Origin of the sequence: Paracoccus marcusii (genome assembly GCF_006151785.1) — a bacterium.
In the GTDB taxonomy this organism is placed as follows: domain Bacteria; phylum Pseudomonadota; class Alphaproteobacteria; order Rhodobacterales; family Rhodobacteraceae; genus Paracoccus; species Paracoccus marcusii.
The window spans coordinates 1-2,064 of the sequence record NZ_VDDD01000228.1; the positions used below are offsets into that span (position 1 = coordinate 1).

A 2,064-nucleotide genomic window follows, 5' to 3' on the forward strand; every position below is an offset into this window, starting at 1 on the left:
CACCGGCCGCGACGGCCCCGGCGGCGGCGCCCGACGCCGCGGCGGAACCCGCCACCTCGGACACCGCGCCCGCACCGGCGAACTGACGACAGACACCACTGCGGGGGGCGCCAGGCGCCCCCCTTCCACTTGCGGTCCGTTGCGGCCACGGGGCGAATCGGTTATTTCGTGGGTCCCGTGATCGTCGTCATTCGGACGGCCCGCTAAGACAGAATTGCACATCACGGGGGCCTCATGGCGCGTTACATCTTCATCACCGGCGGCGTCGTATCCTCGCTTGGCAAGGGGCTGGCTTCGGCGGCGTTGGGGGCGCTGCTGCAGGCGCGGGGGTTCACCGTCCGGCTGCGCAAGCTGGACCCGTATCTGAACGTCGACCCCGGCACGATGAGCCCGTTCGAGCATGGCGAGGTCTTCGTCACCGATGACGGGGCCGAGACCGACCTGGACCTGGGTCATTACGAACGATTCACCGGCGTCGCCGCGCGCCGCACCGACAGCATCAGCAGCGGGCGCGTCTATTCCAACGTGCTGGAGAAGGAACGCCGGGGCGAATACCTGGGCAAGACCATCCAGGTGATCCCGCACGTCACCAACGAGATCAAGGACTTCCTTGCAATCGGCGACGACGAGGTCGACTTCATGCTGTGCGAGATCGGCGGCACGGTCGGCGACATCGAGGGCCTGCCCTTCTTCGAGGCGATCCGCCAGTTCATCCACGAGCGGCCGCGCGGCGAATGCATCCTGATGCACCTGACCCTGCTGCCCTATCTGGCCGCCAGCGGCGAGCTGAAGACCAAGCCGACCCAGCACAGCGTCAAGGAGCTGCAGTCCATCGGCCTGGCCCCCGACGTGCTGGTCTGCCGCTCGGAACACCCGATCCCGGAAAAGGAACGCGCCAAGATCGCGCTGTTCTGCAACGTGCGTCCCGATGCGGTCATCCCGGCCTATGACCTCAAGACCATCTATCAGGCGCCCCTGGCCTATCATCGCGCGGGTCTGGACCGCGCCGTGCTGGACGCCTTCCAGATCAGCCCCGCGCCGCGCCCCGACCTGTCGCGGTGGGAAGACGTGATGGACCGGCTGGAGCATGCCGAGGGGCAGGTGAACATTGCCATCGTCGGCAAGTACACCCAGCTGGAGGACGCCTACAAATCCATCGCCGAGGCACTGACCCATGGCGGGATGGCCAACAAGGTCCGCGTCAAGGCCGACTGGGTCGACAGCGAAAAGCTGGAGGGAGAGGGCGCGCATCTTCTGGACGGTTATCACGGCATCATCGTGCCCGGCGGCTTCGGCGAACGCGGGACTGAGGGGATGGTCGCCGCCGCCCGCTATGCCCGCGAGAAGAAGGTGCCCTATCTGGGCATCTGCCTTGGGATGCAGATGGCCGTGATCGAGGCCGCGCGGAACCTGGCCGACATGCCCGACGCGGGTTCCGAGGAGTTCGACCACGAGGCCGGGCAGACGCGGTTCACCCCGGTCGTCTATCATCTCAAGGAATGGGTGCAGGGCAACTATACCGTCAGCCGCAAGGTCGGCGACGACAAGGGCGGCACCATGCGCCTCGGCTCCTACACCGCCGTCCTGTCCCAAGGGTCGCGGATTTCGGACGTCTATGGCGGCGCGACCGAGATCGAGGATCGCCACCGCCATCGCTATGAGGTCGACGCGACCTATCGCGCGCAGCTGGAGGCCGCGGGCCTGCGCTTTTCGGGCATGTCGCCGGACGGCAAGCTGCCCGAGGTCGTGGAATATGCCGACCACCCGTGGTTCATCGGCGTGCAGTCCCACCCCGAGCTGAAATCCAAGCCCTTCGAGCCCGCGCCCCTGTTCGCAGGCTTCGTCCGCGCGGCGATGGAGGAAGGGCGACTGGTCTGACCGCGCCCGCGCCCGACCCGGACCGGCTTGCCGCCGCGCTGTCCCTGACGGCGCGGCGGTATGCATTCGCGCGGGTCGAACCGGTGGCCGGGCATCCGCTGGCCGGGTTCTTTCGCCGCGACGTGGCGGCGCTGGCGCGGGCGGCGGTGGCCGGGCGTCCCGAACGCCTGCTGGTGCGGGCCAGCA

General features: G+C 68.1%; 1 protein-coding gene. It reads left to right on the top strand.

Annotation, left to right across the window (positions count from 1 at the left end):
* The first annotated feature begins 234 nt into the window (after positions 1-234).
* A complete protein-coding gene (locus FHD68_RS18400) occupies positions 235-1,878 on the top strand; it encodes a CTP synthase (RefSeq protein WP_045983291.1) in 1,644 nt (547 codons plus the stop codon).
* Positions 1,879-2,064 lie beyond the last annotated feature (186 nt).